This window comes from Wenyingzhuangia heitensis, from assembly GCF_011762155.1.
GTDB lineage: Bacteria > Bacteroidota > Bacteroidia > Flavobacteriales > Flavobacteriaceae > Wenyingzhuangia > Wenyingzhuangia heitensis.
The window spans coordinates 255,603-269,342 of record NZ_JAASQL010000002.1; the positions used below are offsets into that span (position 1 = coordinate 255,603).

The following is a 13,740-nucleotide window of genomic DNA, read 5'->3' on the forward strand; positions in this document are numbered from 1 at the left end:
AATGTTTAATAGTTTATTCTGTCTACAACTTCTAAACCATAACCTGTAATACCAACACGTTTTTTTTGTGCGGGTGAGTTGGTTAATAATTTTAGTTTGGTAATGTCTATATTGTGTAATATTTGAGCTCCAATCCCAAAATCTTTTTCATCCATTGGAGAAGGAGATTCTGTTTCTGTAGCGATTCCTTTTTGGGTGTTTTTAAAATCAACCAAACGCTTTTTTAAATTAAAGGTTTGTTGTTCTTGATTGATAAAAACTACAGCTCCTTTACCTTCTTGATTGATTTTATCAAAAATTCTAGCTAATTTATCCTCTGGTCCTTTGGTTAATGTGTTTAAAACATCGTTACCAAATGCATTAGGAGTTACTTTGCAAAGTACAGCTTCGTCTTTTTTCCAAGATCCTTTGGTTAGTACCAAGTGAATTTGATTGTTTGTTGTTTGGTTATAGGCTCTTAATCTAAATTTTCCAAAACGAGTATCAATATCAAAATCTTCAATTTTATCAATTAAAGAATCGTGTTGCATTCTATAAGATACTAAATCTTCTATAGAAATTAATTTTAAATCAAACTTATCTGCAACTTCTTTTAATTGAGGCAAACGAGCCATGCTACCGTCTTCGTTTAAAATCTCTACTAAAATTCCAGCAGGTTTTAATCCTGCTAATCTAGCTAAATCTACACTAGCTTCTGTGTGTCCTGTTCTTCTTAAAACACCACCTTCTTTGGCTTTTAAAGGAAAAATGTGTCCTGGTCTACCTAAGTCTTGTGGTTTTGTAGCTTGTTGCGTTAAAGCAAAGATAGTTTTAGATCTATCATGTGCAGATATTCCTGTGGTACATCCGTTTCCAATTAAATCTACAGATACGGTAAATTGAGTGTTGTGTAAAACAGTGTTGTTATTCACCATCATATTTAACCCTAATTGCTCACATCTTTCTTCTATTAAAGGAGCACAAATTAATCCACGACCGTGTTGAGCCATAAAATTAATCATTTCTGGAGTTACTTTTTCAGCAGCAGCTATAAAGTCTCCTTCGTTTTCTCTGTCTTCATCATCTACTACAATTACCATTTTACCATTTCTGATATCTTCAATGGCAGCTTGAATGGTATCTAATTTTATTTTAGAAGTTTTTTCTGTATTACTCATCTCTTTTTTTCAGTCTATTGAATAGTTTCTTAAACGGCAACAAAATTACACCAAATTTAATGAATCCCATGTCTTTTGAAGCGCTTATCGTAAAAATAATTGCTAGTGGTAACATTATCAAAGTACCTAACCAACCTCCTAAAAATGCAGTTAAACTACTTTCTTCGGCAAGGTTTTTTCCAAAGGTATTGGTAAAATGATAGGTTACATAAATAATAATAGCAACAATCATAGGCAAACCAAAACCACCCTTTCTAATAATAGATCCTAAGGAAGCTCCTACAAAAAACAGCAGCAAGCAAGAAAAGGAACTTGTTAGTATTAAATGGTATTGATAATCGTGATTGTTTAAGTCTTTTCGTCTTTTTTTATAATAGTCTTTGTAACTTTTAATATTTTTAATTTTATTAGTTACGTTGTTTTTTGCTTGATTGATAATTGTTATTTGACTATCTAATTCAAAATTTTCTAGAATATCAGAATTTAATTCTTTTTCTTTCGGTTTTAAAGTGTCTGATAAACTTCTAGTATCTATGCTGTTTTCCATAGATTGAAGCTTGATGTCTAAATATTTGTCGTAAGAAATTTTTAAACTATCAGAACTGTTTTGCAATTGTCCTAAGTTTTTCATGGTGTAGTGATGCTTGTATTTTTCTTCTTCTAAATCACTACTTGTCAAGTCAGAAATATCTATGTTAACGGTGTATTTATCAAACTTAGCCATAGAGGCTGGCATTCTAAGTCTGTCTTCTTTCTTTTTTTTATCAGCTGTATGATCCTCAAAATAATAACCGTCTTCTAGAATTAAGGTCATGTATTTACTCCCTTCTTCGGTCGTAATTTTTCCTTTTTTTGCTGTTATTACAGTTTGGTCTTCTTTAACTCCTTTGGTATCTATAATAATAACATCTTTTAGTAAGTTTTTTTCCTCACCATATTTTTTTGCAAATTTAATGCTGTATCCTGGAATTTCATCGTTAAAACTACCTTCTACCAAAGCTAAGGTAGGTTGTGTTTTTTTTATATTTAACAGCAGGTTTTTTTGTTTTAAACTTGCGTAAGGAAAGGTATAATTAATCATTAAAAAACTAATAAAACTTATAATTCCCGCGGTGATGATTAATGGTCTTAAAAATCTATAAAAAGAAACTCCGGAAGATTTTATGGCTGCCAATTCATAGTTTTCTCCAAGATTTCCCATCGTCATAATTGATGACAATAAAACGGATATGGGCAAAGCTTGTGCAGTAACTAATAAACAGGTGTACCACAAAAATTTAAAGATAATAGCAACCTCAATTCCTTTTCCAGCAATGTCATCAAAAACCAACCATAATAATTGCATAACTAGTACAAACATTACAATTAGAAAAGAGGCAAAAAACGGAACTAAAAAGTTCTTAATAAGATATTTGTCTAATGTTTTCAACTATGTATTTATTCGTTTATGTAGTAGTCTAAAGCCTTGTATTTTGCTTTGTTAAAAACAAAAGTAGTAGGAGCTAGGGTTTGGTTTGTTTGATAGTTTGTAATGTCAAATGTAGTATTTGTTCCGTTCTTACCAACCTCTGTTAAAGAACTTATTTGATTTTTAACAGTATTAACACCTAACATAATATGCGAAACTTCTTCAGAATCTTTGGTAGGAATTAATTTTATAAATTGAATATTTCCTGATTTTTTTGCCAATTGATAGGTATATCCTTTCTTGTAAAAAGATAATAATTTTGATGGGGTTAAACTTTCATCATCAATATCATCAGCTTTGGTAATGTTAATTTCTTCGTTTTCTGGAGAAATAACATAATTTTTTTGTTCATCAAATAAAATAATATTGTCTAAGTAGTTTAATACATATTTATCACCTTCTATAATAGCAGATCCTTGGCTAGATTGTTTAATGTTTACTACTTTATTTTCTAAAGTGTGCGTAAATTCTATGGATATGTTTTTTTGAGCTTCTAAAGTTTTTGATACTTTACCTAAAATAGCTTCTGCTTGTGGAGAGTTTTGACTAAAACCTAATGAGGTGATCATTAAGGTTGCAGCAATCATAATTTTAAATTTCATTCTAGTTGTTTTTTTCGTTGGCTAACAGTTGTTCTAAAGCTGTTAAATCGGTAACTAATACTTGTCTGGCTTTGCTTCCTTCAAAAGGACCTACAATTCCTGCAGCTTCTAACTGATCTATTAATCTACCAGCTCTGTTATAGCCTAATTTTAATTTACGTTGTAATAAAGAGGCAGATCCTTGTTGTGCAATTACAATAGTTTCTGCTGCTTGATTGAACAATTTATCTCTATCGCTAATGTCAATATCAAGTTCTGTACCATTTCCTTCTTCACCTACGTATTCTGGTAATTGATACGCTTCTGGATAGGCTCTTTGAGAGCCAATAAAATCAGTAATTTTTTCTACTTCAGGTGTGTCTACAAATGCACATTGTACACGTGTTAAATCGTTACCACTTGAGTATAATAAATCTCCACGACCAATTAATTGATCGGCACCAGGAGCATCTAAAATAGTTCTAGAATCTATTTTAGAGGTTACTCTAAACGCAACACGCGTTGGGAAATTGGCTTTAATAATACCTGTAATTACGTTTACCGATGGACGTTGTGTTGCAACTATTAAATGAATACCAATGGCACGTGCTAACTGAGCCAAACGAGCAATAGGAGTTTCTACTTCTTTACCCGCAGTCATAATTAAATCGGCAAATTCATCAATAACTAAAACAATATAAGGCAAAAACATGTGTCCGTCATTTGGATTTAGTTTTCGAGCCTTAAATTTATCATTGTATTCCTTAATATTACGAACCATTGCATTTTTAAGTAAATCGTAACGGTTGTCCATTTCTATACACAAAGAGTTTAGTGTGTGTACAACTTTGGTGGTGTCTGTAATAATGGCATCATCAGTATCTGGAAGTTTAGCCAAATAGTGACGTTCTATTTTATTAAATAACGTTAATTCTACTTTTTTAGGATCTACCAATACAAACTTAACTTCGGCAGGATGTTTTTTGTAAAGTAAAGAGGTTAGTACCGCATTTAAACCTACAGATTTTCCTTGTCCTGTAGCACCAGCCATTAACATGTGTGGAGCTTTTGCTAAATCAAAAACAAAAGTTTCGTTAGATATGGTTTTACCTAATGCAATTGGTAATTCCATTTTAGATTCTTGAAACTTTTTGGAAGCAATTGCCGAATTCATAGAAACTATGTTCGATTTTTTGTTTGGTACTTCTATACCAATGGTTCCTTTTCCTGGAATAGGAGCAATAATACGAATTCCTAAAGCGGATAAAGACAAAGCAATATCATCTTCTAAATTTTTAATTTTAGAAATTCTAATACCTGCATCGGGTACAATTTCGTAAAGTGTAATGGTAGGTCCTACGGTTGCTTTAATTTGTGCAATTCCAATTTTGTAATTGCTTAAAGTATCTACTATTCTATTTTTATTAGCTTCTAATTCTTCTGCATCTACAGAGATACTTTCATCAAATTCTCTTAATAAATTTAATGTAGGAAATTTAAAGTTTCCTAAATCTAGAGTAGGATCAAACTCTCCAAAATCTTTCACCAATTTATCAGATAAATTACTGGTAGACGTTTCTTCTTTTTTAGATGTTTCTACAGCAATTTTTAGGTCTTCGGTTTTCTTTTGTTCTTTTTGTTGTTCCTCTTTTTTTATACTTGAATGGTTTTGAATGGTAGGAGAAACATCTTTTACATTCAATTCAAAAGAAGATAATGGTTTTTCGGTTTCTTCAAATTCATCTAAAGAGATTATTTTTTCTGTTACAACTGTATTTGTTTTTTCAGAAATAGTTTCGTCTTCTTTTTTTAGAAGAACTTCTTTCTCTATAGTTTGTTTTTTTGTTTTAGGTGTTTCTTCTTCGTCGGTAACCAAATCAGATTTTATATTTTTTAAATCTTCTTTTTTTGGGAACCAACTTTTTATTTTTTCAGGAGTTATTTTAAAACGGATGACTAGATAAGAAATGTATCCAAAAATTAAAATAATAATCAAACCAAAAGGAGCTAAGTAAGGGATTAAAAAGTTATTTAATTCCACACCTACAACACCTGCTATTAATGCGTTTTTACTAGACAGAAAACCTAAAGTGGTTGCAGTCCATATCAATCCTAAAATTCCCCAGTTCCATGACTTTACAATTTTTTTTACGGGAATTTTTAATAAAATATAGACTCCTGTAAAAAACAACAAAATAGGAATAAGCAAGGCTGCAACTCCAAAACCATTGTAAATAAAGAAATGGCTTATGTTAGCTCCAACTTTTCCTAATAAGTTTTTTGCGACCACGGTTTTATCTCCTAATTGAGATAGTGTGCTTTGGTCTTGTTGCCAAGAAAAAAAGAAAGAGATAAATGAAGTGAATAAAAATATTCCTAAAAGAGCGATAAACAGTCCAACAACGGTTTGTGTTTGTCTGTTTTGTACAAACTCTTGAAATTTTTCTTTTCGTTGGTTGGGTTTAGTTGTCTTTGTGTTTGTCTTCTTTGGCATATTTAAATTTTAAATACAGTTAGCAAAGATAGGGAAATACTAAGAGTAGTATTGTATAATTTTAGGGATATAAATAAAGCCAAGAATAATGGCTCCAAATATACCAGAAAAGAGTACTGCTCCTGCACTAATATCTTTAATGGTTCCTATTTTTTTATCAAAATTAGGTTGTACAAAATCGGCAGTTTTTTCTATGCAGGTGTTTAGGGCTTCTACACTAATTACTAGTCCTAATGCTAAAAATTGAAACATCCATTCTGTAGTATTTAATTTTGTAAATAGGCCAAGTGTGGTTAACAGAACTGTACTAAAAGCATGAACTTTAATAGCATTTTCGGTTTTTAATAAATACACAAAACCTTTGTATGCATAACCAAGGCTTTGTATTCTGTCTACTACAATGTTTTTTTCTTCTGTTTTCATGGGGAATAAAAAGGGCTTGTAGTTATACAAGCCCTTAATTTTTTATTACAAAGCAGCTAAAGCTGATTCGTAATTTGGTTCGTTAGTTGTTTCACTTACTTGTTCCGTATAAATTACTTCTCCTTTGGTGTTTACAATCACAATAGATCTAGACAATAAACCTTTTAAAGGTCCATCAGTAAAAGCTACTTGATAGTTTTTACCAAACTCTCCGCTAATGTCCGATAAACTAATAACGTTTTCTATTCCTTCGGCACCACAAAAACGAGCATGTGCAAAAGGTAAATCTTTAGAAATACACAATACTTTAGTATTTTCTAAAGAAGCTGCTTTTTGGTTGAATGTTCTTACAGATGTAGCACAAGTACCTGTGTCTATACTAGGAAAAATATTTAAAATTAAGTTAGATCCAGCTAAGTCTGTTAAAGAAATTTCAGCTAATTCTGTATTTGTCAATGTAAAATCAGGAGCCTGATTACCTACTTTTGGTAATTCACCTACGGTGTTAAAAGGGTTAGATTTTAAGGTTACGTTTGCCATTTTAATTGTTGTTTTATTAGAAAAATAAATATATAAAAAAAGCCTTTAACTTGGGTTAAAGGCTTTAGAACTTAGTGTTATTATTTTTACAACTCTAATAATGAGTTTTCTGTGTTTGCAAATTCGTTAAAAACTAATGCTTCTGGTTCATCATCATTAACGTATTCTCCATCAGCAATAAACTTGTACTCATAAGATTTGTCAACTTCTAAATCAACCACAACCTTAAAAGTTCCGTTTTTTAATTTTTTAAGGGGAGTTGCAGTAACATCCCACTCGTTAAAATCTCCTACTAATGATAATTCTTTAACTTCTGGAGCAGTGTATGCAAAGGTAACTTTACAAACAGGTTTAGATTTCAAAAATTTTTTAGATACAGCCATAATTCAATTTTGTTTTATAGAATGTAAAATTAAGAATATTTATAATACAAAACACTCTTTTTTTATGAAGTACTTGATTTTTAAGGATTTGTTAATTTAGAACTGTTAACATTAGTTTATTGTTAAATAGCTGGAGTTATTGTTGGCTTAACGGTATTAATTAATGTTGATTTAAAGTTGTTAACATATACAATGTAATTTTTTTTATATTTAAACGACCTAGAGAAAGAATACATAAAGTAAAACAACTTGAATGACAGAAGATATTGTAAAAAACTTAGAAAAAGGAAAGTATTTATTAGAACATATTCATCAAGAAAAATATACCGACAAAACTATAGCACCTTATTACTCAAGTATAGGTAGCCATATAAGACATGTTTTAGATATGTTTAATTGCGTTTTTATTGGTTGTGAATCTAGTATTGTAAATTTTACTAAAAGAGAAAGAAATTGTAACGTAGAAAATTATATTAGCTATGGTTTGGATTATTTTGATTCTATAATTAACAAATTAAATAAATTAACGGCTGCTGATTTAGATAAAGAATTAAAAATTGTAGATGATTTAGGTAGTGGTTTATGTTCCGTAAAATCAACATTGGGAGCTGTATTGGCTCAATCACACATTCATGCAATCCACCATTATGCTTCCATAGGCTATATGCTACATAATTTAGAGGTGTGTTTGCCTACAGATAGTTTTGGAATTAACCCAACAACTCCCCAAAAAGTATATGCTGATAAATAATTTTTTATTGAATTCTAACGTAACTTTCTTTTGTTTCTTTATCAGATATTTTTAAAATATCTCCGTATTTTTTTCCTTTAATCATTGTTTTAGAATCAATTAAAAAACGCATAGTTGTGGCAGATTTAAAAGATTTAATTCCATAACTTTTAGATGTTATAATATTATTTGCTTTTATTTTTAGATAACCTTTACCGTATCCTATAGAAATTGCTGTGTCGGTGTTTCCAGATTCTATTACATTGTTGTCTAAAGTTATATTTCCAGATCCCGATGCTTGTTTTTCTTCTTCAGTTAAACGTCTACCTGTTCCGTGTCCAATTTTGTCTGTAGCATATAATAAAATGGCAACATCTGCCATGCATTTGATTTTATTATTTTTAACCCACACATTTTTGGTTCTGTCTTCAAAATGTAGAGCTTGAGAATAAGGACCAGTTCCTCCTTCAAACACGCAATTTTTTATTGTTACATTTTGGGTATTTGCTAGTGCAATATTAAATCGGCTAGTCAATCCAAAAAAAGTGTTTTTAATTTGAATGTTTTTGTGGCTTTTAATTTCTGCATGCGGGTTGTCTAAACTAATTTGATGATCTCCTTTAAAGAATTTACAATCATCAACAATAAAATTTTCTAAAATAGAACAATCCATTGTTTGTAAACTAAATTTTGTGTTTTCAAAAATGGTATTGGTAACGTTTACATTTTTGAAATTTCCCTTAAAATTAACTCCTGTATATTTTCCATTTTTAAAATAACAATCTACCACATTAATATGATGTACTATTTCTTTTTGGTTGATGAAATACAGTTGTTGCATTCCATTTAAAAATAATAAATTTTGAATAGTTATATTGCTTCCTATCACTTTTACAATAAACTCTTTTTGATTGTTTCTTAAAAACTTAAACTTTCCTATTCCTTTGTTTTTACCTTTTATGGTTAAGTTGTTTTTTGATATAACAATAGGGGCTTCATTTTCTTTTAATAAAACATCAACATCTACAATAATAACATCACCAGAAACAGCTTTATTATAGGCATTTATAAATTGTTGACGTGTGTTATTAGTGTCTGTTTGTGATGAAACTAAAATATCTTTAGCAAATGTAATTTGAGAAAGACTTACAAGAAATAAAAATGTGATACTTTTAAAAAAATTCATAGAGGATGTTTGTTGGTTTATAACACCTCAATATTAAAACTCTTAGTACAAAGAGCTAAACACAAAAAGTTAAATATGTTGTTTAAATGATTTTAAAAACTAATCTCTAAACAAGTGTTTTAGTAAAGAACGTATGCCTAAAGCAAAAAGGATTATAGTACCAATAGCCAAAGCAATACCTATGTAAAGAATAAAATTAATGTCTCCTTTTTGTTGTGCTTTAAAACCAATATTAATTACTAGCGGACTAAAAATTAGCATTGTTAAGGTAATTCCCATAAGGTTGATTCCTTTTCTTAAGTTTTTTTTTGGATCTTGGTTTTCCATTATTTGTAGTTGTTAATTGCATTTCTAACGCTTCCGTATTTTAAAAGTAATTCTTTTGCAGTGTTGTAGTCAATATTAATTTCTTCTACAATCATTTTAGTTCCCCTGTCTACTAATTTATCGTTAGATAATTGCATGTCTACCATTTTGTTTCCTTTTACTTTTCCAAGTAAAACCATAACACTTGTACTAATTATGTTCAGTACCATTTTTTGAGCTGTACCTGCTTTCATTCTAGAGCTACCTGTTACAAATTCTGGTCCTACAGTTACAACAACGGGGTGTTGAGCTACTTTGTGTAAAGGACTTTCTAAGTTCATGGTAATGCAACCTGTGGCAATGCCGTTTTTGTTGCAATTTTCTAGTGCTGCAATTACATATGGAGTGGTTCCCGAAGCTGCAATTCCAATGACTACATCTTTTTTGCACACATGATGGTTTAATAAATCTATCCAGCCTTGCATGTCGTTGTCTTCTGCATTTTCAACCGCTTTTCTAATGGCAGTGTCTCCACCTGCAATTAAACCGATTACCATATTTTCATCTACCCCAAAAGTAGGAGGACATTCCGATGCATCTAAAACACCCAAACGACCACTAGTACCGGCTCCCATGTAAAATAATCGTCCGCCAATTTTTAGTTTTTCTACTATTACATTGATCAAAACTTCTATTTGTGGAGTTGCTTTTTCTACAGCAAATGCTACTTTTTTATCTTCGTTGTTAATGTTTTGTATCAACTCTAAAGCAGACATGTTTTCTAAGTGATTGTATAAAGAATCTTGTTCTGTTGTTTTTGTAAAATCCATAGGTTATTCTATGTTGATGTTTCTTTTAATTTGGTTTCCGTTTTGATCTATCACAATAATTTGATGCTGTCCTAGACTAGGAATAATAGCAATTTCGTGGTTGTATGTTGTCGATTTTAGATATGTATCATCTACATACCAAAACAGTTGTTCGTCACTTCTTTGATGACTTACTTTTATTACAATAGGATTTGTTTTTTCATCAAAATCTTTTGTAAGTATAAAACTAGTATTTTCATTTGGACTGATAAAGTCCATGACCGAATTGTTCGCGTTTAAACAATTTTTATCAATAGGAGGCAAGTCTGTATAATTGGCATTTAATTTTTTATAATACCAAGCCTGATTTGCGGGTAACACAAACCAAGTAATAGGAGTTATGTTGTTCCCATCTGCACAGTTTTTAAATACACGGTACTTTTGGTGTTGGTCTACATAAATTTTTTGATGATAAGGACAAGGTAAAGTGGTATTAGTGTTTAATGGAACAAATTCTTTAACAGTAGGGCATAACGGATTTGCTTTGTGTCCGCTTATACTACAAACCTCAATTTCTTGTAGTTCATCCATAGGCTTTTTAAACCAATTATTTTGTGGCAAACTTTCTAAGATATTAAACATTACAGGAGCAGCATAATTAACACCTGTCATGTTTGCAATACCTTCACCATCAGCATTACCTACCCAAACACCAATAGCATATTTTTGTGTAACACCAATGCTCCAAGCATCTTTGTTTCCAAAGCTGGTTCCTGTTTTCCAAGATATTTTGTGAGAAGAGTTATAATGTTTCCATTCTTTATCATCTTCGGGTCTTGTGAGTTCTGTAATGGCATCAAAACCTAAATAAATACTACCTGCATCAAAAATGTTTTTGTAGATGGATTTTTTTCCAAAATCTGTTTTTGTTTTTTGATAAAAACTAGCGGGTTGATGTTCTTTGCTAAAATAATTTCCGTTGTTGCTATTATAATGATTTACAGTTCCTGCTAAATTTGCGTACATATTGGTAATGTCCCATAAAGAACTCTCTGCACCTCCTAAAATTAAAGTCAACCCATAATAGTCTACAGGTTTGTTAACTCCTTTTAAGCCTAAATAATTTAAATCGTTTTTAAAATGATGCAATCCATAGGTTCTTAATAGTCGAACAGCAGGAATGTTTAACGATTTTGCTAATGCTTTTTTTGCAGAAATTGCTCCAGAATAAGTGAAATTAAAATTTTGAGGATTGTATTCTTGTATCTGTGTAGGTACGTCGGGTACCAATAAATTGGGTAGTAGTTCTCCGCTGTTTAACATGCCCATATATAAGACAGGTTTTAATGTGCTACCTGTGCTTCTTTGGGCTTGAATCATATCTACATATTTCTCGTTTTTTATAGTGGTAGGACTATTTCCTACATAGGAAACTACTTTTTTAGTCTCTACATCTAACACTAAAACAGCTAAGTTGTGAATGTTGTTTTTACGGTATTGATGATGAAATTTTTGAACGGTCTTTAATACTTGTTGCTGAATGTTAGCATCTATACTTGTTGTTATTCTTTTTCCTTTGTTGTGTTGTTTTAAATGAGAAATTAAATGAATGTTTTCTTGAGGAATGGCTACAGGTTTTGTAGGAATTTTTTCTTGTATAGAAAGCTCATAAGTAGTAGTGTTTATAATTCCTTTATCCTTTAGTTTTTTTAATAAAAAATCTCTTTTTTGTTTTAATAAATGTTTGTTTTTTCCAGGGAAAATTAAACCTGGAGCATTGGGTAAAACGGCCAATGTAGCGCTTTCTGCCCACGATAATTTTTGGGGTGAGGTTCCAAAATATCGCCAAGATGCCATTTCTAATCCAACAACATTTCCTCCATATGGAGCATGATTGGCATAAAGGTTTAAAATTTCTTCTTTAGATTTAGAAAATTCTAACCTAGTTGCCCAAATAAGTTCTATAAATTTTTCGGTATAGGTCCTTTTTTTGTTTCTACTTAGCCGAATAACTTGTTGCGTTAAAGTACTTGCTCCTCTTTTGTTTTTTCCTGTTTTGTAATTGGTCATTATGGCTTTTCCTATAGCTATTGGGTTAAATCCTAAATGGTACTTAAAATATTCATCTTCATAATACACAATGCAATTTTTAAATTTAAAGGGAATAGAATCGGAGGGAGGAAATCTCCATTGTTCATCATTAGCTATGGTTGCTCCTAAAAGGGAATGATTTTTGCTAAAGATTACTGTAGAATAATCTTTATTAAAAAGAGTAGAGGGTAAAAAGAATCCATACCAAAAGCATAAAATTAAACCTAAGCCAATTTTTATTTTGTGTTTTAAAATATATAATGTGATTTTTTTTTTCAAAATTACAGAGTTGTATTGATCTATTTTTCTTTTTTTTGTGATTTATAAAATTTAGAGAAAACCTAGATTATATATAGGTTCTCTCTAAATTTATTCTTGTTCTCTAATTTATATATTTAATTAGTTGACAACTTGTTTATAACCAATAATATTGAGTTTTTATTTTATCAAATTAAGAGTATGAATTTGTCTAAATGGTTTCAGTTTGTAAAACCAAATTTAAAGTTTTTTCAAGACGGTTTTTTTGAGTTTCCTTTTTTGGCAAATACACCAGAGTTAATGATAGAGTCAACTATTAATACTCCTGGTAGTAAGCACAATGCAGAGGAACAAGTTGTTTATAGAAATAACCCTTTTGTAAAAGGAAGTATGCGTTATCGTGAAATTGATAAAGGATGTTGGCTAACCATAACAAACATAGTTTTTAAACAAAATACATTAATTAAAACGGTATATGATAAAAATATACCTAGCGAACATTATACGCTTACTTTTACTCTTTACGAGAGTCAAATAAAAGGACAAAATACCTTTATAGATAAAGTCCCTTTTCAAAATAAATTTTGGGGGTTTAAAAAGCCAGGAACCGAAATAGGAGCTTATTTTTATAAAGGATCTAAATGTGAGTTTTATATTTATCATTTTCACCCAGATTGGATTAAAAAAAATATTCCCTTTGATAAATTAGAAGATACACTTCCGTTTAAAGAGTTTTATGATTCTGATAAAGGGTTTATATCTTATCAAGATATAGTACCCAATGCCGAAGTGTTGTCTCATGAAATAGAAAATACTTTTAAAACATTTAATCAAGATATTTTTAATGAAACTCATTTAAAAGCTCAAACATTTAGCTTGGTCTCTACTTTTTTTAAAAATGCATTTGCTGATTTACGAAAAGAGAATTATAAGATAAAAGATACCGTTGATTATACTAAAATGGCCAATTGTGAGCGACTTATATCAAGTAATTTAGAACGTCCGTTTATTGGGATTGATGTTATTGCTAAAAAATTAAATATTTCTTCTTCTAAACTAAAAAAAGATTTTAAACTTATTTACGGAACTTCTATGTTGCAATATAATATTGACAGAAAAATGAAGTTTGCGATGCAATTAATTTTAAGTACAGACATGCAAATAAAAAAAATTGCCCAAGAAGTAGGTTATGACAATCATAGTAAATTTAGTGCGGCTTTTAAGAAAAAATTTCAAAAACTGCCTTCAGACATACGTCTTGTAGAGGTGAAGAAATAAATACTAGTTTGTTTTTTATTATAGGATGGTGTTTTT

Annotated in this window: 13 protein-coding genes; 2 read left to right on the forward strand and 11 right to left on the reverse strand. The window is 30.3% G+C overall.

The window, feature by feature from the left end; genetic code table 11:
• Positions 1-5: 5 nt before the first annotated feature.
• From ribB to FHR24_RS09760, 7 genes are all read right to left on the reverse strand, one after another.
• Positions 6-1,157, reverse strand: a complete 1,152-nt coding sequence (gene ribB, locus FHR24_RS09730; protein ID WP_167187628.1) for a 3,4-dihydroxy-2-butanone-4-phosphate synthase — start codon at positions 1,155-1,157, stop codon at positions 6-8.
• Positions 1,150-2,586, reverse strand: a complete 1,437-nt coding sequence (locus FHR24_RS09735) for an LptF/LptG family permease (protein WP_167187631.1) — start codon at positions 2,584-2,586, stop codon at positions 1,150-1,152. Before FHR24_RS09735 ends, ribB begins: the two co-directional genes overlap by 8 nt.
• Before the next feature lie 8 nt (positions 2,587-2,594).
• The gene (locus FHR24_RS09740) at positions 2,595-3,227 is read right to left on the reverse strand and encodes a LolA family protein (protein WP_167187634.1); all 633 of its coding nucleotides are present in this window, start codon (positions 3,225-3,227) and stop codon (positions 2,595-2,597) included.
• Position 3,228: 1 nt separating this feature from the next.
• Complete coding sequence (locus FHR24_RS09745; protein ID WP_167187637.1) at positions 3,229-5,700, reverse strand: FtsK/SpoIIIE family DNA translocase; 2,472 nt, start codon at positions 5,698-5,700, stop codon at positions 3,229-3,231.
• A 39-nt stretch (positions 5,701-5,739) separates the two neighbouring features.
• Positions 5,740-6,123: a diacylglycerol kinase gene (locus tag FHR24_RS09750; protein ID WP_167187640.1), complete on the reverse strand. Its 384-nt coding sequence runs from the start codon at positions 6,121-6,123 to the stop codon at positions 5,740-5,742.
• Positions 6,124-6,168: 45 nt separating this feature from the next.
• Positions 6,169-6,663 carry a thiol peroxidase gene (gene tpx / locus FHR24_RS09755; RefSeq protein WP_167187643.1) on the reverse strand — a complete coding sequence of 165 codons (495 nt, stop codon included), beginning with the start codon at positions 6,661-6,663 and terminating at the stop codon, positions 6,169-6,171.
• 86 nt (positions 6,664-6,749) lie between these two features.
• Positions 6,750-7,046 carry an isoamylase early set domain-containing protein gene (locus tag FHR24_RS09760; protein ID WP_167187646.1) on the reverse strand — a complete coding sequence of 99 codons (297 nt, stop codon included), beginning with the start codon at positions 7,044-7,046 and terminating at the stop codon, positions 6,750-6,752.
• A gap of 253 nt (positions 7,047-7,299) precedes the next feature.
• Here FHR24_RS09760 and FHR24_RS09765 point away from each other — a divergent pair, with 253 nt between their 5' ends.
• Entirely contained in the window at positions 7,300-7,797 is a 498-nt protein-coding gene (locus FHR24_RS09765) for a DinB family protein (protein WP_167187649.1), read from the forward strand.
• Between the two features lie 4 nt (positions 7,798-7,801).
• Here the strand turns inward: FHR24_RS09765 and FHR24_RS09770 are convergent, their stop codons facing one another.
• From FHR24_RS09770 to pbpC, 4 genes are all read right to left on the reverse strand, one after another.
• Positions 7,802-8,962 (reverse strand): right-handed parallel beta-helix repeat-containing protein, encoded by a 1,161-nt coding sequence (locus FHR24_RS09770; protein WP_167187652.1) that lies wholly within the window; start codon positions 8,960-8,962, stop codon positions 7,802-7,804.
• A gap of 99 nt (positions 8,963-9,061) precedes the next feature.
• Positions 9,062-9,289, reverse strand: a complete 228-nt coding sequence (locus tag FHR24_RS09775) for a DUF6095 family protein (RefSeq protein WP_167187655.1) — start codon at positions 9,287-9,289, stop codon at positions 9,062-9,064.
• Entirely contained in the window at positions 9,289-10,098 is an 810-nt protein-coding gene (gene murQ, locus FHR24_RS09780; RefSeq protein WP_167187659.1) for an N-acetylmuramic acid 6-phosphate etherase, read from the reverse strand. Before murQ ends, FHR24_RS09775 begins: the two co-directional genes overlap by 1 nt.
• A gap of 3 nt (positions 10,099-10,101) precedes the next feature.
• Complete coding sequence (gene pbpC, locus FHR24_RS09785) at positions 10,102-12,447, reverse strand: penicillin-binding protein 1C (protein WP_167187663.1); 2,346 nt, start codon at positions 12,445-12,447, stop codon at positions 10,102-10,104.
• Positions 12,448-12,627: 180 nt separating this feature from the next.
• On the opposite strand from pbpC, the gene FHR24_RS09790 reads away from it, so the two are divergent.
• Positions 12,628-13,704, forward strand: coding sequence for a helix-turn-helix domain-containing protein (locus tag FHR24_RS09790; RefSeq protein ID WP_167187666.1), 1,077 nt, complete (start codon positions 12,628-12,630; stop codon positions 13,702-13,704).
• The last annotated feature ends 36 nt before the right edge of the window (positions 13,705-13,740 follow it).